This is a genomic window from Micromonospora sp. NPDC005163 (assembly GCF_053599835.1).
Window position 1 is genome coordinate 59,758 of sequence record NZ_JBSFYP010000024.1, and the last position, 20,649, is coordinate 80,406.

Annotated in this window: 16 protein-coding genes; 15 read left to right on the forward strand and 1 reads right to left on the reverse strand. The window is 69.7% G+C overall.

Annotated elements, in window-relative coordinates:
- Positions 1 to 20 precede the first annotated feature (20 nt).
- The 13 genes from ACWD6N_RS18345 (at position 21) to mmsB (ending at position 16,673) form a co-directional block, all read left to right on the forward strand.
- On the forward strand, positions 21 to 977 hold the full coding sequence (locus ACWD6N_RS18345) for an ATP-binding cassette domain-containing protein (RefSeq protein ID WP_354966074.1): 957 nt from the start codon (positions 21 to 23) through the stop codon (positions 975 to 977).
- The gene (locus ACWD6N_RS18350) at positions 974 to 1,762 is read left to right on the forward strand and encodes an ABC transporter permease (protein WP_354966073.1); all 789 of its coding nucleotides are present in this window, start codon (positions 974 to 976) and stop codon (positions 1,760 to 1,762) included. Before ACWD6N_RS18345 ends, ACWD6N_RS18350 begins: the two co-directional genes overlap by 4 nt.
- Positions 1,763 to 1,945: 183 nt before the next feature.
- A complete protein-coding gene (gene araB, locus ACWD6N_RS18355) occupies positions 1,946 to 3,628 on the forward strand; it encodes a ribulokinase (RefSeq protein ID WP_354966072.1) in 1,683 nt (560 codons plus the stop codon).
- Entirely contained in the window at positions 3,625 to 4,317 is a 693-nt protein-coding gene (locus ACWD6N_RS18360) for an L-ribulose-5-phosphate 4-epimerase (RefSeq protein WP_354966071.1), read from the forward strand. Before araB ends, ACWD6N_RS18360 begins: the two co-directional genes overlap by 4 nt.
- A 127-nt stretch (positions 4,318 to 4,444) precedes the next feature.
- Positions 4,445 to 5,446 (forward strand): ABC transporter substrate-binding protein, encoded by a 1,002-nt coding sequence (locus ACWD6N_RS18365; protein ID WP_450004992.1) that lies wholly within the window; start codon positions 4,445 to 4,447, stop codon positions 5,444 to 5,446.
- 69 nt (positions 5,447 to 5,515) lie between these two features.
- Complete coding sequence (locus tag ACWD6N_RS18370; protein WP_450004993.1) at positions 5,516 to 7,057, forward strand: sugar ABC transporter ATP-binding protein; 1,542 nt, start codon at positions 5,516 to 5,518, stop codon at positions 7,055 to 7,057.
- On the forward strand, positions 7,054 to 8,124 hold the full coding sequence (locus tag ACWD6N_RS18375) for an ABC transporter permease (protein ID WP_354966068.1): 1,071 nt from the start codon (positions 7,054 to 7,056) through the stop codon (positions 8,122 to 8,124). Before ACWD6N_RS18370 ends, ACWD6N_RS18375 begins: the two co-directional genes overlap by 4 nt.
- The gene (yjfF, locus tag ACWD6N_RS18380; protein WP_354966067.1) at positions 8,121 to 9,110 is read left to right on the forward strand and encodes a galactofuranose ABC transporter, permease protein YjfF; all 990 of its coding nucleotides are present in this window, start codon (positions 8,121 to 8,123) and stop codon (positions 9,108 to 9,110) included. The genes ACWD6N_RS18375 and yjfF overlap by 4 nt, the downstream gene beginning before the upstream one ends.
- A 25-nt stretch (positions 9,111 to 9,135) precedes the next feature.
- On the forward strand, positions 9,136 to 10,638 hold the full coding sequence (araA, locus tag ACWD6N_RS18385; RefSeq protein WP_354966066.1) for an L-arabinose isomerase: 1,503 nt from the start codon (positions 9,136 to 9,138) through the stop codon (positions 10,636 to 10,638).
- 283 nt (positions 10,639 to 10,921) lie between these two features.
- Entirely contained in the window at positions 10,922 to 11,911 is a 990-nt protein-coding gene (locus ACWD6N_RS18390) for a LacI family DNA-binding transcriptional regulator (protein WP_354966065.1), read from the forward strand.
- 753 nt (positions 11,912 to 12,664) lie between these two features.
- Positions 12,665 to 13,807: a multiple monosaccharide ABC transporter substrate-binding protein gene (chvE, locus tag ACWD6N_RS18395; RefSeq protein ID WP_354966064.1), complete on the forward strand. Its 1,143-nt coding sequence runs from the start codon at positions 12,665 to 12,667 to the stop codon at positions 13,805 to 13,807.
- Positions 13,808 to 13,887: 80 nt separating this feature from the next.
- Complete coding sequence (mmsA, locus tag ACWD6N_RS18400) at positions 13,888 to 15,426, forward strand: multiple monosaccharide ABC transporter ATP-binding protein (RefSeq protein WP_354966063.1); 1,539 nt, start codon at positions 13,888 to 13,890, stop codon at positions 15,424 to 15,426.
- A complete protein-coding gene (gene mmsB / locus ACWD6N_RS18405; RefSeq protein ID WP_354966062.1) occupies positions 15,423 to 16,673 on the forward strand; it encodes a multiple monosaccharide ABC transporter permease in 1,251 nt (416 codons plus the stop codon). Before mmsA ends, mmsB begins: the two co-directional genes overlap by 4 nt.
- 78 nt (positions 16,674 to 16,751) lie before the next feature.
- Here mmsB and ACWD6N_RS18410 read toward each other — a convergent pair whose 3' ends face one another.
- On the reverse strand, positions 16,752 to 18,128 hold the full coding sequence (locus tag ACWD6N_RS18410; protein WP_354966061.1) for a CBM96 family carbohydrate-binding protein: 1,377 nt from the start codon (positions 18,126 to 18,128) through the stop codon (positions 16,752 to 16,754).
- 222 nt (positions 18,129 to 18,350) lie between these two features.
- Between ACWD6N_RS18410 and ACWD6N_RS18415 the strand changes: the two genes are divergently transcribed.
- Together ACWD6N_RS18415 and ACWD6N_RS18420 are read left to right on the forward strand one after the other, a co-directional pair.
- The gene (locus ACWD6N_RS18415) at positions 18,351 to 19,646 is read left to right on the forward strand and encodes an MFS transporter (protein ID WP_354966060.1); all 1,296 of its coding nucleotides are present in this window, start codon (positions 18,351 to 18,353) and stop codon (positions 19,644 to 19,646) included.
- Positions 19,643 to 20,626, forward strand: a complete 984-nt coding sequence (locus ACWD6N_RS18420) for a TolB family protein (RefSeq protein WP_354966059.1) — start codon at positions 19,643 to 19,645, stop codon at positions 20,624 to 20,626. The genes ACWD6N_RS18415 and ACWD6N_RS18420 overlap by 4 nt, the downstream gene beginning before the upstream one ends.
- Positions 20,627 to 20,649: the final 23 nt, after the last annotated feature.

A 20,649-nucleotide genomic window follows, 5' to 3' on the forward strand; every position in this document is an offset into this window, starting at 1 on the left:
GTACACGAATCGAGGAGACCATGGCCAGCCCTTCCCGACCCGCGATAGTCGCGACCGGCCTGCGCAAGTCCTACGGCGACAAGGTCGTGCTCGACGGCGTCGATCTGGAGATCGCCGAAGGAACGATCTTCGCGCTACTCGGCCCCAACGGCGCCGGCAAGACCACCACCGTGCAGATCCTGTCCACCCTGATCGATGCCGACGACGGCGACGCCCGCGTCGGCGGCCACGACCTGACCCGGGAGCCCGACGCGGTACGCGCACTGATCGGCGTCACCGGCCAGTTCTCCGCCGTCGACAACCTGCTCACCGGTCGGGAGAACCTGAGCCTGATGGCCGACCTGCGCCACCTCGGCAGGGCGTCCGGCCGACGACGCGTCGTCGAGCTGCTGGCGCAGTTCGACCTGACGGAGGCGGCGGACAAGCCGGTGGCGACGTACTCCGGCGGGATGCGCCGTCGGCTCGACCTCGCGATGACCCTGGTCGGCGATCCGCGCGTCATCTTCCTCGACGAGCCGACGACCGGCCTGGACCCGCGCAGCCGCCGCGCGATGTGGCAGATCATCCGTGATCTCGTCGCCGACGGCGTCACCATCCTCCTGACCACCCAGTACCTGGAGGAGGCCGATCAACTCGCCAGCCGGATCGCCTTCCTCGACCACGGCCGCCTGATCGCCGAGGGCAGCCCGCACGAGCTGAAACGGCTCATCCCCGGCGGTCACGTCGTGTTGCAGTTCGCCGACCAGGCGGGGCTCGACGCGGCCACTGGCCTGCTGGCGTCGGGCACCCGGGACGACGCGGCACTGACCCTGCAGGTCCCGAGCGACGGTGGGGTCGGGTCGCTCCGAGCCCTGCTCGACCAGCTCGACCGCGCCTCGGTGGGCGTGGCCGGTCTCACCGTGCACGGCCCGGACCTGGACGACGTCTTCCTCACCCTGACCGGCCGACCCGACAACGAAAGGGCCATGGCGCGATGAGCACCCTCACCCTCGCTGCCCGCGACTCGAGCACGATGCTGCGGCGCAACCTCCTGCACATGCGGCGCTATCCGTCGATGACGCTCCTGCTCATCGGCATCCCGGTCATCATCCTGCTGCTCTTCGTCTACGTGTTCGGCGGCACGCTCGGCGCCGGCCTCGGGCCCTCCGGCGACCGGGCCCAGTACGCCAACTACGTCACCCCCGGCATCCTGCTCATCACGGTTGTCAGCGCGGCGCAGGGCACCGCCATCTCGGTTGCCATGGACATGACCGAGGGCATCATCGCCCGGTTCCGCACCATGGCGATCTTCCGACCGTCGGTCCTCACCGGCCACGTGCTGGGCAGCCTGATCCAGACGCTGCTCAGTCTCGCGGTCGTGACCGGCGTGGCACTGCTCGTCGGCTTCCGGCCGAACGCCAACCCGGTCGAGTGGCTCGCCGTGATCGGCGTCCTCGCGATGATTACTCTCGCGCTCACCTGGCTGTCGGTGGCCCTCGGGCTGGTCAGCGAGAGTGTCGAGACGGCCAGCAACCTGCCGATGCCGCTGGTGCTGCTGCCGTTCCTCGGCAGCGGGTTCGTCCCCACCGACTCGATGCCGACGGCGGTGCGCCTGTTCGCCGACTACCAGCCCTTCACCCCGGTGATGGAGACCCTCCGTGGCCTGCTGCTCGGCACCGGGATCGGCGCCAACGGGATCCTCGCGGTCGCCTGGTGTGCCGTCATCACCGTGCTCTGCTTCTTCTGGGCCAGGGCGTTGTACAACCGCAACCCCGCCCGCTGAGCGCAGCGCCCGCTCGCGGTTCAACAGCCGCGAGATCCCGATGGCCCGGCCGACAGGCCGGGCCATCGGCGTGCCGTCCCGCTGTCGGGCTCCCGGCTGACGTTACGGAGCTGTTGCCGGCGGGTGTCTTGACGAGGATAGATGTGAGCGTTAACACTGGGCGCGTTGACGGTGGAGGTGGACATGAATCCTGTGGACGGAGCTGGCGAACGCTACGTCGTCGGTGTCGACTTCGGCACCCTGTCCGGGCGAGCCCTGGTGGTCCGGGTCGGCGACGGCGCCGAGCTGGGGACCGCGGTGCACGAGTACGGCGACGGAGTCATCAGCGCGGCCCTCCCTTCAGGTCGGCCGCTGCCGCCGGACTGGGCTCTGCAGAATCCGGACGACTACCGCGACGTCCTGCGGTACGCCGTCCCGGCCGCCGTGTCCGCCGCGGGGGTGGACCCCGCCGCGATCGTCGGCATCGGCATCGACTTCACCGCCTGCACGGTGCTGCCGACGCTCGCCGACGGCACGCCCCTCTGCGAGGCGCCGGAGCTGCGCGACCGCCCGCACTCCTGGGTCAAGCTGTGGAAGCACCACGCGGCCCAGCCGCACGCCGACCGGATCAACGCCCTCGCCCACGAGCGGGCGGAGCCGTGGATCGGCCGGTACGGCGGAAAGATCTCCGCCGAGTGGCAGTTCGCCAAGGGCCTCCAGATCCTCGAGGAGGACCCCGAGGTCTACCACCGCGCCGAGCGCTTCATCGAAGCCGCGGACTGGATCGTCTGGCAGCTGAGCGGCGCCGAGACCCGCAACGTCTGCACGGCCGGTTACAAGGGCATCCTGCAGGATGGCCGGCACCCGTCGCAGAGCTTCCTGACCGCGCTCAACCCGGCCTTCGGTGACTTCATCGCCAAACTGGACGGTCCGCTGCTGCCGCTGGGCGCCCGGGCCGGCACGCTCACCGCCCGTGCCGCCGCATGGACCGGCCTGCCGGAGGGGATCGCGGTTGCCGCCGGCAACGTCGACGCGCACGTCACCGCGGCGTCCGCGCAGGCCGTGGAGCCAGGTCGACTCGTGGCGATCATGGGCACCTCCACCTGTCACGTGGTCAACAGTTCGCACCTCGCCGAGGTGGCCGGGATGTGCGGCGTCGTCGACGGCGGCATCAGCGCCGGCGCGTGGGGCTACGAGGCCGGGCAGAGCGGAGTCGGCGACATCTTCGGCTGGTTCGTCGAGCACGCCGCCCCGGCCGGGGTCGCCTCGCACGAACGCCTCACCGAGCTGGCCGCCAGCCAGCCGGTCGGCGCGCACGGCCTCGTCGCGCTGGACTGGTGGAACGGCAACCGGTCACCGCTGGTCAACCACGACCTCAGCGGGATGATCGTCGGGATGACCCTGGCCACCCGGCCGCAGGACGTCTACCGGGCGCTGCTGGAGTCCACGGCGTACGGCACGCGAATGATCATTGACGCGTTCGTCGAGGCCGGGGTGGCGGTGAACGACCTGGTGATCGCCGGTGGTCTCACCTCCAACGAGCTGCTGATGCAGATCTACGCCGACGTGACCAACCGGCCGCTGAACATCATCGGCTCCGCGCAGGGGCCGGCGCTCGGATCGGCGATCCATGCCGCCGTCGCCGCCGGCGAGTACCCGTCGATCCACGAGGCGTCGCAGGCGATGGGTCGGGTGCACGAGGCGGTCTACCGACCGGATCCGGACCGGGCCCGCGCGTACGACGCCCTCTACGCCGAGTACCGGACACTGCACGACCACTTCGGTCGTGGAGGCAACGACGTGATGCTCCGTCTGCGCGCGATCCGCAACGCGGCGGTCGAGGCCGGCGCAGCCACGCAAGAGACCGCGCTGGAGGTGGTCGCATGAACGCCGAGGTGAAGCGACAGATTGGCGAGCTGCGCGAGACGGTGGCCCGCCTGCACGGCGAACTGACCCGGTACCGCCTGGTGGCCTGGACGTCCGGCAACATCTCCGCGCGGGTTCCCGGCCGGGACCTCATGGTCATCAAGCCGAGTGGCATCGGCTACGACGACCTCTCGGCGGACACCATGGTGGTCTGCGACCTCGACGGCGTCCTCGTCGAGGGAGACTTCGCCCCGTCCAGCGACACCGCCGCCCACGCCTACGTCTACCGCGCCATGCCGGAGGTCGGCGGGGTGGTGCACACGCACAGCTCGTACGCCACCTCCTGGGCGGCTCGCGGGGAGGCGATTCCCTGCCACCTCACGGCGCAGGCCGACGAGTTCGGCGGGGAGATCCCGGTGGGCCCGTTCGCGCTGATCGGCGGGGACGACATCGGCAAGGGCATCGTCACCACGCTTGCCGGGCACCGCTCACCCGCGGTGCTCATGCGTAACCACGGCGTCTTCACCATCGGCCGTGACGCCCGCGCGGCGGTCAAGGCGGCGGTCATGTGCGAGGACGTGGCCCGCACCGCGCACCTCACCCGCGCACTCGGGCAGCCGTTGCCGATCGCGCAGGCGGACATCGACGCGCTCTACCACCGCTACCAGAACGTCTACGGCCAGCAACCGACCGCACCGGCGAGTTCCTGACCGGCGACCCCGGCACAGCCCGCCGGGCTGCACCACCGACGGCACAGCCTGCACCACCCGCGTACGCCGCCCGCCCCCACGTCGGCGGTCACGCGGGCGCCCAGAACCCCCGAGCCAAGGAGATCCGATGAGAAAGATGCGAACGCACTCCGCTCCGTGGCGCGCCGCCGCGGTCCTCGCCACCGTGCTGCTCGTCGGCAGCGTGGCGGCCTGCGGCAACAGCGACACCGGCGGTGGCGCCGCCGACGACGGCAAGATCACGCTGGGCTTCTCCCAGGTCGGCGCGGAGAGCGGCTGGCGTACCGCGAACACCACCTCGATCAAGGATTCGGCCGCCGCCGCGGGCGTCGAGCTGAAGTTCGACGACGCGCAGCAGAAGCAGGAAAACCAGATCAAGGCGATCCGCAACTACATCCAGCAGAAGGTCGACGTGATCGCCTTCTCGCCGGTGGTGGAGTCCGGTTGGGACACCGTGCTCAAGGAGGCGAAGGATGCCGGCATCCCGGTCATCCTGACCGACCGCTCGGTCGACTCGGCCGACAAGAGCCTCTACAAGACCTTCCTCGGCTCGGACTTCATCAAGGAAGGCCGGCTCGCCGGCGAGTGGCTGGTCGAGCAGAAGAAGACCGCGTCAGGGCCGGTGAACATCGTCGAGTTGCAGGGCAGCGCGGGCGCCGCCCCGGCCAACGACCGCAAGAAGGGCTTCGCCGAGGCGATCGCCGCCAACCCGAACCTGAAGATCATCGCTTCGCAGACCGGTGACTTCACCCGGGCCGGCGGCAAGCAGGTCATGGAGCAGTTCCTCAAGGCCAACCCGAAGATCGACGTGCTGTTCGCGCACAACGACGACATGGGCCTGGGCGCGCTCGAGGCGATCACCGCGGCCGGCAAGGTGCCCGGCAAGGACATCACCATCATCACGGTCGACGCCGTCAAGGACGGCATGCAGGCCCTCGCCGACGGCAAGTTCAACTTCATCGCCGAGTGCAGCCCGCTGCTCGGCCCGCAGCTGATGGACCTGGCCAAGAAGGTCACCGCCGGGGAGGAGGTGCCTGCTCGGATCGAGACCGAGGAGACCACCTTCACGCAGGAGCAGGCCAAGGAGGCCCTGCTCAACCGCAAGTACTGACCGACGCCGGGGGGTCGCCGCGCTCGCGCGGCGGCCCCCGTGTCCAACCTCCAGATGAGGCTTGATCGGATGACGGATAACCGTCCGGTCGTGACGATGACCGGGATCAGCAAGACCTTCCCCGGGGTGCGCGCACTCCACGATGTCAACTTCCGGCTCCTCCCCGGCGAGGTGCACGCCCTGATGGGCGAGAACGGGGCCGGCAAGTCGACCCTGATCAAGGTGCTGACCGGCGTCTACGACACCGATGAGGGTGCGATCACCCTCGACGGTGCGCCGGTGTCCTTCAGCGGGCCGATGCAGGCCACGGCCGCCGGGGTGAGCACCGTCTACCAGGAGGTCAACCTCTGCACCAACCTCTCGGTGGCGGAGACCTTCTTCATCGGACGCGAGCCCCGGCTGCTCGGCGCCGTCCGCTGGGGCGAGGTCCGCCGTCGTGCCCGTACGCTCCTGGCCCGCCTCGACCTCGACCTCGACGTCAGCGCGCCGCTCGGCTCGTACTCCCTGGCCATCCAGCAGATGGTCGCCATCGCGCGCGCCATCGACATCCAGGCCCGGGTGCTGATCCTCGACGAACCGACGTCCAGTCTCGACGCGGGCGAGGTCGCGCAGCTGTTCCGCATCATGCGGCAACTGCGCGACGAGGGCATCGCGATCCTGTTCGTGACCCACTTCCTCGACCAGGTCTACGAGATCGCCGACCGGATCACCGTGCTGCGCAACGGCGGGCTCGTCGGCGAGTACCCGACCGCCGAGCTGCCCCAGCTCAGCCTCGTCGAGAAGATGATCGGCAAGGAACTCGATGTCCTCGAGGGCATCGAGGAGCACTCGCGACGGGACCTGGCCGCCGTGGAGGAGGGCCGCCCGCTGGTGGCGGTGTCGAACCTCGGGCGGGCAGGCGCGGTCGAGCCGTTCAGCCTGACCATCCACGCCGGCGAGGTGGTGGGCCTGGCCGGTCTGCTGGGTTCCGGGCGTACCGAGGTGGCGAGGTTGCTGTTCGGTGCCGACCGGGCGGACGGCGGTCAGGTCGCGGTCGACGGCGAGCCGAGCGGCCTACGCACCCCGGCGCAGGCCATCGACCGGGGCATCGGCTTCTGCTCGGAGAACCGTCGCGCGGAGGGCATCGTCGCCGACCTGTCGGTCCGCGAGAACCTGCTCCTCGCCATGCAGGCCGCCCGGGGCTGGCTTCGGCCCATCCCACGTCGACGCCAGGACGAGCTGGTCGAGAGGTACATCAAGGCCCTCAGCATCCGGCCCGCCGACCCGGAGGTGCCGGTCCGCAATCTCTCCGGCGGCAACCAGCAGAAGGTGCTCCTGGCCCGGTGGCTGATCACCGAGCCGCGGCTGCTGATCCTCGACGAACCCACCCGGGGCATCGACATCGGCGCGAAGACCGAGATCCAGAAACTCGTGACGCAGCTGTCCGACGGCGGCATGGCCGTGCTGTTCATCTCCGCCGAACTGGAGGAGGTGCTGCGCCTCAGTCACAAGGTCGCCGTGATGCGGGACCGGCAGATGGTCGCGCAGCTCGCCAACGACGAGAGCCTCGACGCCGACCGCGTCATGCAGACCATCGCCAGTGGAACCCACCGGGAGGAGGCAGACCGATGAACGACACCGTGGGCCGCTACCGGGCGATCACCGGTCACCGGCTGTTCTGGCCCGCCGCCGTGCTCGTCGTCATGCTCGCCGCGAACACGGTCTACCGGCCCGGGTTCCTGTCCGTCGAGCTCAAGGACGGGCACCTGTACGGCACGCCGATCGACATCCTGCGGCTGAGCGCGCCGCTGATCCTCGTCGCGCTGGGCATGACCGTGGTCATCTCGACCGGCGGAATCGACCTGTCGGTCGGGTCGATGTGCGCGATCAGTGGCGCGACCGCCTGCCTGTACATCAGCCAGCAGCCCGACCAGAACAGCCTTCCCGTGGTGCTGACCGCCCTCGCGATGGCGCTCGGGGTCGCGCTCGTGCTCGGCGCCTGGAACGGGGTGCTGGTCGCCGTGATCGGCATCCAGCCGATCATCGCCACCCTGATCCTGATGGTGGCCGGCCGAGGCCTGGCGCAGCTGATCACCGAGGGCCAGATCATCACGATCAACTCCGGCCCGTACCGGGCGATCGGGCTGGGCCACGTGCTGACGCTGCCACTGGCCATCCTCATCGCGCTCGCCGCGGCGCTGCTCGTCGCCGCGTTCACCCGCCGTACCGCGCTCGGCATGATCATCGAGTCGGTGGGTGGCAACGCCGAGGCGAGCCGACTGGCCGGCATCCGCTCCGGCCGGGTCATCTTCCTCGCGTACGTCCTCAGCGCCGTCTGCGCCGCGGTCGCCGGGTTCATGATGACCGCCAACGTCTCCAGCGCCGACGGCAACGCCGCGGGCCTCTGGGTGGAACTCGACGCCATCCTCGCGGTCGTCATCGGCGGCACGTCCCTCGCGGGCGGGCGGTTCTTCCTCAGCGGCACCATCCTCGGCGCGCTGATCATCCAGACCCTGACCACCACGGTGTACGCCATGAACATCTCACCGCAGACGTCGCTGCTGTTCAAAGCGGTCGTCGTCATCACCGTCTGCCTCATCCAGGCGCCGGCGTTCCGGGCGCGGTTCACCCGTCGCAGGAGCAGTGCCCCGCCGCCCAGCACCGTCACCGACTCGCCGAAGGAGCAGGTGCCGGCATGACCACTGGATCGCTCACCGCTGGCCGTACCCGGTTCCGGCTGCCGAGGCGGCAGATACCGGTCCTGGCCACGCTCGTCCTGCTCCTGGTCATGTACGGCATCGGCGTGTCCCAGTACCAGGCGTTCTCCAACGTGCAGGTCATCTTCAACGTCTTCATCGACAACGGCTTCCTGCTCGTCGTCGCGGTGGGGATGACCTTCGTGATCCTCACCGGCGGCATCGATCTGTCCGTCGGCTCCGTCGTCGCCATGACGGCGATGGTGTCGGCCTCGCTGCTCCAGCAGGGCCTGCCGGCGGCGCTCGTGCTCGTCATCGCCCTGCTCATCGGCCCGACGCTCGGCCTGCTGATGGGCTGCGCCATCCACTTCTTCGACATCCAGCCGTTCATCGTCACGCTCGCCGGGATGTTCTTCGCCCGGGGGATGTGCACGTTCATCTCCGGCTCGTCCATCCCGATCACCGACGGGTTCTGGACCAGGATGTCCCAGGAGCGGATCGGAGATCCCCGGGGCAACTTCGTCTCGATCAGCGTGCTCATCGCGTTCGCCGTGGTCGTCGTCGCCGCGTACACGCTGGCCTACACCCGTCTCGGCCGCAACGTGCACGCCGTCGGCGGTAACCCGCAGTCGGCGCTGCTGATGGGCCTGCCGGTGGGGCGTACCCGGATCGCCGTCTACACGATCAGCGGCCTGTGCTCCGCGATCGGCGGGATCCTGTTGTCCTTCTACACCCTCTCCGGCGCGCCATTGATCGCCGTCGGCATGGAGTTGGATGTCATCGCGGCGGTCGTCATCGGCGGCACCGTGCTCACCGGTGGCTCGGGATACGTCTTCGGCACGGTGCTCGGCGTCCTGGTCCTGGGCGTGATCCAGACCCTCATCACCTTCGACGGAAGCCTCAACTCCTGGTGGACCAAGATCGTGATCGGCGGCCTGCTCTTCGCGTTCATCCTCCTCCAGCGCCTCATCGGAATCCGTTACAAGTGACGCCCCTCTCGCGGAAGGCAACCCCATGGCACCACACACCGCACCCGAGATCTGGTTCCTCACCGGCAGCCAGGGAATGTACGGCGAGGAGACTCTCCGGCAGGTGGCCGAGCAGTCCCGCCTGATCGCGGCCGCGCTCGACGGCTCGCCGCAGATTCCGGCCCGGGTGGTCTGGAAGCCGGTCCTGACCAACAGCGGTGAGATCCTGCGGGTCTGCCGCGAGGCTGCCGCCCAGGGGGCGATCGGGGTCGTCGCGTGGATGCACACCTTCTCTCCGGCGAAGATGTGGATCGCCGGGCTGGACGCCCTGCAGACGCCGCTGCTGCACCTGCACACCCAGGCCAACGTCCTGCTGCCGTGGGACGACATCGACATGGACTTCATGAACCTGAACCAGGCCGCCCACGGCGACCGTGAGTTCGGGTACATCCAGACCCGGCTCGGTGTGGCCCGCAAGACCGTGGCCGGGCACGTCAGCGATCCGCGGGTGACCGCCCGTGTCGGGGCGTGGGCCCGCGCGGCGCTCGGCTGGTCGGCGATGCGGTCGCTGCGGCTGGCCCGCTTCGGCGACAACATGCGCGATGTCGCCGTGACCGAGGGCGACAAGGTCGAGGCGGAGCTGCGCTTCGGGGTGTCGGTCAACACCTACGGCGTCAACGACCTTGTCCAGGTGGTCGACGAGGTCGCCGACGCGCAGGTGGACGATCTGGTCAAGGAGTACGACGACAGCTACCGGATCGTCCCGGCGCTGCGTTCCGGGGGAGAGCGGCACGACTCGTTGCGCTACGCCGCCCGCCTGGAGCTCGGCATGCGCGCCTTCCTGGACTCGGGCGGGTTCCGGGCGTTCACCACGAACTTCGAGGACCTCGGTGGGCTGCGTCAGCTGCCCGGCATCGCCGTGCAGCGGTTGATGGCGGACGGCTACGGGTTCGGTGGCGAGGGCGACTGGAAGACCTCCGTGCTGGTCCACACCCTCAAGGCGATGTCGGTGGGCGTGGACGGCGGCACATCGTTCATGGAGGACTACACCTACGACCTCACCCCGGGCGAGGAACTGGTGCTCGGCGCGCACATGCTGGAGGTCTGCCCGACCATCGCGGGCGGCGTCCCGAACGTGGAGGTCCATCCGCTGAGCATCGGCGGCCGCGAGGATCCGGTCCGGCTCGTGTTCGACGCCGCACCCGGACCGGCGGTGGTGCTGGGGCTGGCCGACATGGGTGAGCGCTTCCGGCTCGTGGCCAACGAGATCGACGTGGTGTCTCCGCCGCAGCCGCTGCGGCGACTGCCGGTGGCCCGGGCGGTCTGGCGTCCGCGACCGCACCTGCCCGGTTCGGCCGAGGCGTGGATCACCGCCGGCGCCCCGCACCACACCGTGCTGTCGCAGGCGGTGGGCGTGGAGGAGTTGCACGACCTGGCGGAGATGAGCCGAACCGAACTGGTCGTCATCGACGCCGACACCGAGCCCCGCCGCTTCGCCGACGAGATCCGCTGGAACCAGGCCTACTACCGGCTGGCCCGCGGTTTCTAACATGATCACGAGGCAGTGACCGTGACAGGCGGCGTGGGCGGCAGGATGCCCTGCCCCGGCAGGAGACGCCCACGCCGCCCGGGACGTCACCCCTGGCCAGCCGCACGCCTGGTCAGGGCTGTGGCTGGCGTAGACTGGCGGCTATCCAGCGCTGGTCAGCGGGGGTTTGGCATCGGCGTGGTGGCTGAGCGCCGGGATCGGCCGACCGCTCCAGTCGACGTCGGCGGGCCGCGACTTCGGGTACGCAGACGGGGGAAGTGACATGGCCGTGCATGGTCCGGCGATGACGGACGTCGCCCGTCTGGCCGGTGTCTCCCACCAGACGGTGTCGCGGGTGCTGAACGGGCACCCCAACGTCCGTGAGCAGACCCGGCTGCGGGTGCGGGCGGCGATCGAGGAACTGGGCTATCGACCCAACGGTGCTGCGCGTGCATTGGTGACCGGCCGATCGCAGGTGATCGGCGTGGTCGCGCAGAACACGACGTTGTACGGGCCGGCGTCGTTGCTGGCCGCGCTGGAGCAGACCGCCGCGGAGGAGGGTTTCGCGGTGAGTGTGGGCAGCGTGCGGGACCTGGACCACCGTTCCATCTCGGACGCGGTCGAGCGGCACCTGTCGCACCGGGTAGCCGGCATCGTCGTCATCGCGCCGGTGGAGTCGGCCGGTGAGGCGCTGGAACGCCTGCCCAAGGACGTCCCGCTGGTGACCGTCGACGGTGACCCCCGCCGTCCGGTGCCGTTGGTGACGGTCGACCAGGTGGCGGGTGCCCGGGCGGCGACCCAGCATCTGCTCGACGCCGGGCACCGCACGGTCTGGCACGTGTCGGGGCCGTCCGACTGGTTCGACAGCGTTGGGCGTATCGAAGGCTGGCGGGAGGCGCTGCTGGCCGCGGGGGTCGACCCGCCACCGTTGATGCAGGGGGACTGGTCCGCGGCCTCGGGTTACCGGTCCGGGCAGCTGCTGGCGCGGATGCCGGAGGTCACCGCGATCTTCACCGCCAACGATCATCTCGCGCTCGGCGTGCTGCGGGCGTTGCACGAGTTCGGTCGACGGGTGCCGGACGAGATCAGCGTGGTCGGCTTCGACGACGTGCCGGAGGCGGCGTACTTCATTCCGCCGCTGACCACCGTCCGGCCGGACTTCGGCGCCGTTGCGCGGGCGAGCATCCAGCTGTTGCTGGCCCAGATCGAATCGGGCACCGGAGGGGCGCTGCGGCAGACCATCGCACCGACCCTGGTCGCCCGCGACAGCGTCGCCCCACCCCCGGCCCGCTGACACTGTCTGGTCGCTGGCGGCCGGCTGGCAGCGCCCAGGCCCATGCCACCTCCGATTCAGACCGGCCGAGCGCGGCTTGTTGCCGCTTGATCGTCTCGTTTTCCTTGATGTCGGGGTGTCCAGGCATCGGGGATGCCCCGGTATCAGTGATGACGAGTCGATCACCGGCGGAACCTCAGGCGGAGGTCCTCAGGGGCGGCTGTCTGGCCGGTCGCTGTCTGGTCGCTGGCCGGCCGACCTCACACCTGCTTCCTGTCGACCTGCTCCAGATGTGGGGCAGGGAGGTGCCTGGACCGGGCCGCGGTCGGATCGGTCCGCCGTCGGTCCGCCGCAGCGGCTCCATGCCGCTTGATCGACTCGGTTTCGTTGATGTCGGGGCGTCCGGGCGTCGGGGAGGCCCCGACATCAACGAAGACGAGTCGATCACCGGCCGCTCTCGGGCGCAGATTCGCAGGGTCGCTGTCAGGGCGGTCGGCAAGTCCGCGCCGGCCAGCTGAGGCCGCGCCGGCCAGCTGAGGCCGCGCTGGCCAGCTGAGGTCGCGCCGGCCAGTCGCGGGCCGCGTCGGCCAGTCGCGGGCCGCGTCGGCGAGGCCGAAGCCGCGCAGGCCGGCTTGCCGGGTGGCCGCCGTTACGAGACCGTGACGCCGGCATTTCGGATTAAGTGTTGACGTGGTCTATGTGAGCGCTAACACTACCCGGGAAGATGACAGGTGGCCCCGGCGGTCGGCTGGGGAGTCCAGAGAGGAGAGGCCCGTGGGCAGGAAGTTCCTGGTTGCTCTCGGCGGCGCGGTGCTGGCGCTGAGCCTGGCGGCGTGCAGTGGCGAGGGTGCTGGCAGCGGCGGTGACACCAGCGCGAAGAAACCCGGCGACCTGACCATCGGCGTCTCGATGCCGACGCAGACCTCCGAGCGGTGGATCGCCGACGGCAACGCGGTGAAGCAGAAGCTGGAGGCCAAGGGCTACAAGGTCGACCTCCAGTACGCGGGCGACGACATCCCCACCCAGTCGCAGCAGGTCGACCAGATGATCACCCAGGGTGCGGACGTTCTGGTCATCGCGGCGATCGACGGCACGGCGCTCAGCGGCCAGTTGCAGGCCGCCGCCGACGCGAAGATCCCGGTGATCGCGTACGACCGGCTGATCCGCGGCAGCAAGAACGTCGACTTCTACGTCAGCTTCGACAACTACAAGGTGGGCGTCGCCCAGGCCACCGGGCTGCTGGTCGGCCTCGGCCTGCAGAACAAGGACGGCTCGAAGGGTACGGCGAAGGGTCCGTTCAACGTCGAGCTGTTCGCCGGGTCGTTGGACGACAACAACACCCAGTACTTCTTCGGCGGCGCGATGGACACGCTGAAGCCGTTCATCGACGCCGGCACGCTGAAGGTGAAGTCGCGACAGACCACCATCGAGCAGGTGGCCATCCTGCGGTGGCAGCAGGAGACCGCGCAGAAGCGGATGGAGGACCTGCTCACCTCCAGCTACAACGACGGCGCGCGGGTCGACGGGGTCCTGTCGCCGTACGACGGCATCTCCCGGGGCATCATCACCGCCCTGCAGAACGCCGGCTACGGCAAGGCGGGTAAGAAGCTCCCGGCGGTGACGGGTCAGGACGCCGAGATCGCCTCGATCAAGCTGATCAACGACGGCGTGCAGACCTGCACGGTCTTCAAGGACACCCGGCTGCTGGCCGAGCAGGCCGTGAACGCCGCCGAGGCGTTCCTGCAGGACAAGCAGCCGCAGGCCAACGACACGCAGACGTACAACAACGGCGTGAAGGTCGTGCCGTCGTACCTGCTGCCGATCGTGACCGTCTACAAGGACGACATCAAGACGGCGCTGATCGACTCGGGCTACTGGACGGCGGAAGAGGTCGCCGCCGGTCAGGCCAAGAAGTAATCTGCCTGCCGGGCTCGGCGTTCACCGCCGGGCCCGGCATCATGGCGTACCGCGTCCCGATCCGACTGAGGACAGTGACCATGGACGACACCATCCTCGAGATGCGTCGCATCACGAAGACCTTCCCCGGGGTGACCGCGCTGGAGGACGTCACCCTCGCGGTGCGCCGGGGCGAGATCCACGCCATCTGCGGCGAGAACGGCGCCGGCAAGTCCACGCTGATGAAGGTGCTCTCCGGGGTGCACCCGTCCGGCTCGTACGACGGCGAGATCCTGTTCGACGGCAAACCGATGCAGTTTCGCGGTATCCGGGACAGCGAGGCCAACGGCATCGTCATCATCCATCAGGAACTCGCCCTGGTGCCGTACCTGTCGATCGCCGAGAACCTCTTCCTCGGCAACGAGCGCCGCGGCCGCAGTGGGCTCATCGACTGGAACCGGGCCAACGCCGACGCGGCGGAGCTGCTGGCGTCCGTCGGGTTGCACGAGAATCCGGTCACTCCCGTCATCCAGCTCGGGGTGGGCAAGCAGCAGCTGGTGGAGATCGCCAAGGCGCTGTCGAAAAAGGTGCGCCTGCTCATCCTGGACGAGCCGACCGCCGCCCTCAACGACGTCGACTCGGCTCACCTGCTCGACCTGTTGCGGCAGCTCAAGGAGCAGGGAATCACCTGCATCATGATCTCGCACAAGCTCAACGAGATCACCGCGATCGCCGACTCCACCACGGTCATCCGGGACGGGCGCGCGGTGGAGACCCTCGACATGAGGGCCGACGACGTGACCCAGCAGCGGATCATCCGGGGCATGGTCGGGCGCGACCTGGACAGCTTCTATCCGGACCGGGTGTCGTCCCCCGGCGAGGAGGTGCTCCGGATCGAGGACTGGACGGTACGGCACCCGACCCAGGACCGGCTGGTCGTCGAGGGCGTCGGCCTGTCCGTGCGGGCCGGTGAGGTCGTCGGTATCGCGGGGCTGATGGGGGCCGGGCGCACCGAGCTGGCGATGAGCGTGTTCGGCCGGTCCTACGGCCGCGACATCAGTGGTCGGCTGTTCGTGCACGGGCGGGAGGCGAAGGCCCGTACGGTCGCGGAGGCGATCGACAACGGCATCGCCTACGTCACGGAGGACCGCAAGCGGTTCGGCCTGAACCTCATCGACGACGTCCGCCGCAACGTCTCCGCCGCCGCGTTGGCCAGGCTGGCCCGGCTGGGCTGGGTGAACGGCAACGAGGAGATCAAGGTCGCCGAGGCGAGCCGGCGGGAGATGAACATCAAGGCGCCCAGCGTCATGGCGGTGGTCGGCAAGCTCTCCGGCGGCAACCAGCAGAAGGTCGTCCTGTCGAAGTGGCTTTTCACCGACCCCGACGTGCTGATCCTGGACGAGCCCACCCGCGGGATCGACGTCGGGGCCAAGTACGAGATCTACACGATCATCAACCGGCTCGTGGGCGAGGGCAAGGCGGTGATCATCATCTCCTCCGAGCTGCCGGAGCTGCTCGGGATGTGTGACCGCATCTACACCCTCGCCGCCGGCCGGATCACCGGTGAGAAGCCGGTCGGCGAGGCGACCCAGGAGAGCCTCATGGAGCTGATGACCAAGGACAAGGAGCTCGTCGGATGACCAGCATCAAGACCCCCTCGACGGAGCGCCCGACGCCCCCGGACAGCGCGCCGGCCGCCGCCCTGCACACCGGGACGAGCGACCTTCGGGCCCTGGTGCTGAACAACCTGCGGCAGAGCGGGATCTACGTCGCCCTGGTCGTCATCGTCGCGCTCTTCGCGATCCTGACCGACGGGGTGTCGCTGAGCCCCGGCAACATCACCAACATCGTCCTGCAGTACTCGTACATCCTGGTGCTCGCGATCGGGATGGTCATCCTGATCATCGGTGGGCACATCGACCTGTCGGTGGGTTCGGTGGTCGCGCTGACCGGAGCGGTCTCCGCGGTCCTGGTGATCCAGCAGGGCTACCCGTGGTGGGTCGGCATCCTGGCCGCGCTCGTCGTCGGCGTCGCGGTGGGCGCCTGGCACGGCTTCTGGGTGGCGTACGCCGGGATCCCGGCGTTCATCGTGACCCTGGCCGGGATGCTGCTGTTCCGGGGTCTCACCCTGCGGGTGCTCGACAACATCTCGCTGTCGCCGTTCCCGGCCGAGTACCAGCGCGTCGCGGCGGGATTCCTCAACGGACTGTTCGGCGGGCAGGGCTTCGACGCCTTCACGCTGCTGATCGGAGCCGTCGCCGTGGCCGGGTACGCGGTGAGCGGTTTCCGCACCCGCGTCGCGCGCATCCGCTACCAGCAGCCCGTCGAGTCGTTCCCGCTGTTCGTCGCCCGGGTCGCCGCGGTCGGCGCGGTCATCATGTACTTCGCCTGGCAGTTGGCGCACGCCCGCGGCCTCCCGATCGTGCTGATCGTGCTGGCGGTCCTCGTCCTGGTCTACGGCCTGCTGACCCGGCGTACCGTGTTCGGTCGTCAGGTCTACGCGATCGGCGGCAACCTCTCGGCCGCGGCGCTGTCCGGGGTGAAGGTCCGCACCGTCAACTTCTGGATGTTCGTCAACATGGGCTTCCTGGCGGCGGTGGCCGGCGTCATCTACTCCTCGCGGTCCAACGGCGCCCAGCCCGCCGCCGGCAACATGTTCGAGCTGGACGCGATCGCTGCGGCGTTCATCGGTGGCGCGGCGGTCACCGGCGGCGTGGGCACCGTGGTGGGCGCGATGGTCGGTGGTCTGATCATGGCGGTGATGAGCAACGGCATGCAGCTGATGGGCGTCGACCAGTCGACACAGTCGGTGGTGAAGGGGCTCGTTCTGCTGGTGGCCGTGGCCTTCGACGTCTATAACAAGCGACGCGCCGCCGGAACCCGCTGACGCCGCGTCGCCCGGCCTGGCCCCTGACCACCGCCGGCGATCCCGCTGCGCCGCGAGCAGCGCAGCGGGGTCGACGGATCAGTGGCAGTTGCCGGTGCCGCTGTCGTTGTAGGTCTGCCCGGCGACCGGCACGAACTGCCAGTCGTAGCTGCCGGCGTGCAGGGTGAACTTCAGTACCCCGAACGCCGAGCTGTTGCGGGCCTCGCTGTTGGGCTGGATGGTGCCGAAGCTGTAGTGGTCCGCACCGCCCATCCCGGCGACGAAGCTGCGCATGCCCCGGCTGGCGTCGTAGCCACCGGCCGGGTTCATCGGGCCGAACCGTTCGTACACGTGGTTGTGCCCCCAGACGACCACGTCGGCGTTGTAGTCGTAGAGCGCCTGGTACAGCGGCCGCGTCGACGTCGACGGCGCGTGGTTCGAGCTCGACGTGAACAGCGGGTGGTGCCAGTAGGCCAGCGTGCACGGCTTGCTGCTGGCCGCGAGGTCGGCCCGTAGCCACTGCTCCTGGGTGGAGCCCGCCGACATGCTGATGTTCGAGTTCAGCGACACGACGTGCCAGTTGCCGAGGTCGTAGGAGTAGTAGCCGCGCCCGCTGGGGCCGGCCTGCGTACCGAAGTAGTTGTAGTAGGGGGTGGCTCCCGAGGTGTTGTAGTCGTGGTTGCCCGGCGCCGGGCGGGTGCGCGCCTTGTGCCGGCCCCAGGTGGGGGCGTAGTAGCTGTTGAACTCGGCGGCGGTGCCGTTGCTGTAGACGTTGTCGCCGGTGGTGAAGACCGTTCCGGGAATGTTGTCGAGCAGGGCAGCGGTGGCGGTGTCGCCCGAGCCGGAGTTGGCGATGTCACCGGCGCCGACCAGGACCGGGTCGCCGGAGGGTGGCGGCGTGGTCCCGGTCGTGACCACCAACTGCGGTGCGTCGGCTCCGCTCTCCCGCGAGTCGTAGTAGACGCCGTCACCGCTGGCGGAGGTCACCCCGAAGCTGTACGTGCCGTTGCCGGTGACCGCCGCCCGGACGTCCAGCTCGTACCAGGTGTCGCCGCTGACCGCCCCGATCGAGCCGAGCGTGGCCCCGTCGATGGCCGGCTGGTTGTTCCAGGTGGTGCCGGTCTCCGACCAGCTCGTGTTGGACATCCTCCGGAACGTGCCACCGGCGTCGCTGCCGCTGTTGCCGCTGATCGTGCGCAGCCGCAGCTTCGCGGTGGTCACCGTGCCGCTGACGCCGCTCACGGTGAAGCGCAGGAACGACCGTCGGACGGGGGAGTTGTCGGCCACGATCTGCGTGGACGTGCCGTAGTTGGTGGACGCCGTGTCGCTCTGGACGTAGGTGTCGGCGACCGGCGCGTACGTCACGGTCGCCGCCGACGCCGCACCTGCGCCGGTCACGACGACCGCGGCGGTGGCGGCGACCAGCACCGCGATCGCCCCCAGCGCCACCGGTGGGCGGGGAAATCGAATGTCCATCCAGGACCCCTTCTCTGCGTGTGTCGAGCGCAAGGAACGTAGGAAGGTCGCCGGACCGGCGGACTACGGCCAGATGAACAGTACGCTCAAACAGCGAAACATTTCGATGTTGGTGACGTGTTCACCCGACGCTCGTCTGCTCGCTCCCGACGGCTCCTTGTAACCCCTCCGATTAGTTCGCAGGATGGCTGACCGTCAGGCCGCCGATTCGAGGAGATGCTCGTGTACCTGTCGACCGTCTCCCGACCGGGCGCCGACCCGCCCCCCTCCGACCCGCCCGCCTCCGGACGGCCCCGCCGCCGGCTGGCCCTGGTCGGCGGCAACGTCGTGGCCCTGGGCACGGTCAGCCTGATCACCGACGTCTCCGCCGAGATGGTGACCGCCGTCCTGCCGCTCTACCTGGTGCTGGGTCTGCAACTCAGCCCACTGGCCTTCGGCGTGCTCGACGGCGTCCACACCGGAGCGAGCGCGCTGCTGCGAGTCGTCGGTGGCTTCGCCGCCGATCGTTTCCGTCGGCACAAGCTGGTGGCCGGCGTCGGCTACGCGCTCTCGGCGGCCGCCAAGCTCGGCCTGCTGTTCGCCGGCCGGTCCGTGCCGGCCATCGGCGCCGTCATCGCCGTCGACCGGCTCGGCAAGGGCATCCGCAGCGCACCGCGCGACGCGCTCATCACGCTCTCCACACCACCCGAGGCGCTGGGCCGGGCGTTCGGTGTGCACCGGGCGATGGACAGTGTCGGCGCGTTCCTCAGGCCGCTGGCCGCGTTCGCGGTGCTGCTGGCCGTCGGGCAGTCGTACGACGCGGTCTTCGTCACCAGCTTCTGCGTCGCCGTGCTGGCCGTCGTCGTGCTCGTGCTCTTCGTCCGGGAGCGTCCGCACGGCGAGCCGACGGACGGCCCGGACGACCCAAAGGTCTCCGTACGCGAGGCGCTCGGTCTGCTGCGCAGCCGCCCCGCCCGCCGCCTGCTGCTGGCGGCGGCACTGCTCGGGCTGGCCACGATCGGCGACGGCTTCGTCTATCTGCTGCTCCAGCGCCGCGAGGACCTCGGCCTGCGGTGGTTTCCGCTGCTCGCGGTGGGGACCAGCCTGGCGTACCTGGTTCTCGCCGCCCCACTCGGTGTGCTCGCCGACCGGATCGGCCGGCTGCCGGTGGTGGTGGGCGGCTACGCGACCCTCGGCGTGACGTACCTGCTGCTGGCCGGCCCGGTCCACGGCTGGCCGGTGCTCGTGCTGACCCTGGCGCTGTACGGCACGTTCTACGCGGCCACTGACGGCGTGCTCATCGCGCTCGCCGGCCCGGTGCTGCCACCACGGCTGCGGACCACCGGCATCGCGCTCGTGCAGACCGGGCAGGCGTTGGCGTACCTCGTCTCCTCGGTCCTGTTCGGTCTCACCTGGCATGCGTGGGGACCGGAGACCGCGATCCGGCTCGCGGCCCTGGCCGTCGGCGGTGTCCTCGTCGTCAAGGTGCTCCTGCTGGCCACCCCGTCCCGCCTGCTCACCCGGAAGGTGCCCCGATGACGTTGTCGACCCGAACGAAACTCGGTGTGGTGGCCGTCTCGACGGTGTTGCTGGGCACCGTGGCGGTCGGATACACCGCCACGGCCGCGCGACGGGACCGGACCCCACCACCCGCCGCCGGCGCGGATCAGGCGGTCACCCTGACGCCCGGGCCGCGCCTGCTCGCGATCACCGACCGGCACGTCTCGTCGGTCGCCGTGGCCGACCCCGCCGGGCCGCGCACCGTGACCAACCTGGAGTGCCTTCGGGTGTACGCGGCGGCCGGCACCGGCGTCTGCCTGAAGCCGGAGACGCCGTGGACGTACCAGGTCGTCGTGCTCGACGCCGCGCTGCGACCGACGCGGTCCGTTCCCGTGCCCGGCCTGCCGAACCGGGCCCGGGTCTCGTCCTCCGGCCGGATGGTCTCCTGGACGACATTCGTCGGCGGTGACTCCTACACCAGCAGCGGGTTCTACACGCGCACGGGCATCCTCGACACCACCACCGGCGCCACGGTGATGTCACTGGAGGAGTTCGCGGTCACCCGGGACGGCCGCGATTACCGCAATCCCGACGTCAACTTCTGGGGCGTCACCTTCACCGCCGACGACAACCGCTTCTACGCGACCATGTCCACCGACGGAAAGCGGTACCTGGTCCGAGGCGACGTCGCCGCCCGCACCCTCGAGACGATGAAGGAGAACGTCGAGTGCCCGTCGCTGTCGCAAGACGGCACGCGGATCGCCTTCAAGGAGGCCGTCGACGCCGACCCGGCGAAGGGCTGGCGGCTGTCGGTCCTCGACCTGTCGACCATGCGGGTGACCGCGACGGCGGAGACGGCCAGCGTCGACGACCAAGCGGCCTGGCTGGACGGCGTCACGCTGGCCTACACGCTGCGCCAGAGCGACGGCCGTCCCGACGTCTGGACCGTCCCGGCCGACGGGTCCGGTGCGCCGACACTGATGCTGCCCGGCGCCGAGTCCCCGTCCCCGGTCACCTGATGGCGAGCGCGGCCGGCGGAGCT

What these genes read in the sequence shown, in the direction of transcription:
- ACWD6N_RS18345 (WP_354966074.1), top strand. Translation starts at nt 21, where the DNA reads ATGGCCAGCCCTTCCCGACCCGCGATAGTCGCGACCGGCCTGCGCAAG.
- ACWD6N_RS18350 (WP_354966073.1), top strand. Translation starts at nt 974, where the DNA reads ATGAGCACCCTCACCCTCGCTGCCCGCGACTCGAGCACGATGCTGCGG.
- araB (WP_354966072.1), top strand. Translation starts at nt 1,946, where the DNA reads ATGAATCCTGTGGACGGAGCTGGCGAACGCTACGTCGTCGGTGTCGAC.
- ACWD6N_RS18360 (WP_354966071.1), top strand. Translation starts at nt 3,625, where the DNA reads ATGAACGCCGAGGTGAAGCGACAGATTGGCGAGCTGCGCGAGACGGTG.
- ACWD6N_RS18365 (WP_450004992.1), top strand. Translation starts at nt 4,445, where the DNA reads ATGAGAAAGATGCGAACGCACTCCGCTCCGTGGCGCGCCGCCGCGGTC.
- ACWD6N_RS18370 (WP_450004993.1), top strand. Translation starts at nt 5,516, where the DNA reads ATGACGGATAACCGTCCGGTCGTGACGATGACCGGGATCAGCAAGACC.
- ACWD6N_RS18375 (WP_354966068.1), top strand. Translation starts at nt 7,054, where the DNA reads ATGAACGACACCGTGGGCCGCTACCGGGCGATCACCGGTCACCGGCTG.
- yjfF (WP_354966067.1), top strand. Translation starts at nt 8,121, where the DNA reads ATGACCACTGGATCGCTCACCGCTGGCCGTACCCGGTTCCGGCTGCCG.
- araA (WP_354966066.1), top strand. Translation starts at nt 9,136, where the DNA reads ATGGCACCACACACCGCACCCGAGATCTGGTTCCTCACCGGCAGCCAG.
- ACWD6N_RS18390 (WP_354966065.1), top strand. Translation starts at nt 10,922, where the DNA reads ATGACGGACGTCGCCCGTCTGGCCGGTGTCTCCCACCAGACGGTGTCG.
- mmsA (WP_354966063.1), top strand. Translation starts at nt 13,888, where the DNA reads ATGGACGACACCATCCTCGAGATGCGTCGCATCACGAAGACCTTCCCC.
- mmsB (WP_354966062.1), top strand. Translation starts at nt 15,423, where the DNA reads ATGACCAGCATCAAGACCCCCTCGACGGAGCGCCCGACGCCCCCGGAC.
- ACWD6N_RS18410 (WP_354966061.1), bottom strand. Translation starts at nt 18,128, where the DNA reads ATGGACATTCGATTTCCCCGCCCACCGGTGGCGCTGGGGGCGATCGCG.
- ACWD6N_RS18420 (WP_354966059.1), top strand. Translation starts at nt 19,643, where the DNA reads ATGACGTTGTCGACCCGAACGAAACTCGGTGTGGTGGCCGTCTCGACG.